A 1,140-nucleotide genomic window follows, 5' to 3' on the forward strand; every position below is an offset into this window, starting at 1 on the left:
TCCATACCGTCCACGTAGACGTTGCCGGCGGGGACCTTGCCGGTGATGGAGGCACGCCCGTCGACCAGGTCGACGACGACGCCGTCCTCGGCGATGACGACCCGGTCGGGGTCGACACCGGTACGGATGGCGAGGTCGGCGTTGGCCCGCAGGTGGCGCCATTCGCCGTGCACGGGCATGACGTTGCGGGGCTTGACGATGTTGTAGCAGTAGACGAGTTCGCCGGCGCTGGCGTGCCCGGAGACGTGCACCTTGGCGTTGCCCTTGTGCACCACGTGGGCGCCGAACCGGGTGAGTCCGTTGATCACCCGGTAGATGGCGTTCTCGTTGCCGGGGATGAGGGAGCTGGCGAGCAGGACGGTGTCGCCCTTGCCGATGCGGATCATGTGGTCGCGGTTGGCCATCCGTGACAGGGCGGCCATCGGTTCGCCCTGGGAGCCGGTGCACACCAGAGTGATCTTGTGATCCGGGAGCTTCTCCAGCTCCTTCGTGCTCACGACCAGACCGGAGGGGACCTTCAGATAGCCCAGGTCACGGGCGATGCCCATGTTGCGGACCATCGACCGGCCGACGAAGGCGACCTTGCGGCCGTGCTGGTGGGCGGCGTCCAGGACCTGCTGGATGCGGTGCACGTGGCTGGCGAAGCTGGAGACGATGACCCGGCGCGGCGCGGTGCGCATCACCTGCTCGATCGCCGGGTTCAGCTCTCGCTCGGAGGTGGTGAAGCCGGGTACTTCGGCGTTGGTGGAGTCGGTGAGGAACAGGTCCACGCCCTCCTCGCCGAGACGGGCGAAGGCACGCAGATCGGTGATGCGGTCGTCCAGAGGGAACTGGTCCATCTTGAAGTCGCCGGTGTGCAGCACCATCCCGGCCCGGGTGCGGATCGCGACCGCGAGGCTGTCGGGGATGGAGTGGTTGACCGCCACGAACTCGCAGTCGAAGGGCCCGAAGCGGCGCCGGTCGCCCTCCCGCACCCGCACCGTGCGCGGCCGGATGCCGTGTTCCTTGAGCTTGGCCTCCAGGAACGCCAGCGTCAGCTTGGAGCCGACGACGGGAATGTCGGACCGCTCGCGCAGCAGGTACGGCACGCCGCCGATGTGGTCCTCGTGGCCGTGGGTGAGGACCACGGCGACGATGTCG

General features: G+C 68.2%; 1 protein-coding gene. It reads right to left on the reverse strand.

What is annotated here, in order from left to right:
• On the reverse strand, positions 1-1,140 hold a 1,140-nt coding region (locus tag FHS34_RS41840; RefSeq protein WP_184976199.1), incomplete at both ends, for a ribonuclease J.

The sequence above is a fragment of the Streptomyces echinatus genome, from assembly GCF_014203595.1.
Classification (GTDB): domain Bacteria; phylum Actinomycetota; class Actinomycetes; order Streptomycetales; family Streptomycetaceae; genus Streptomyces; species Streptomyces echinatus.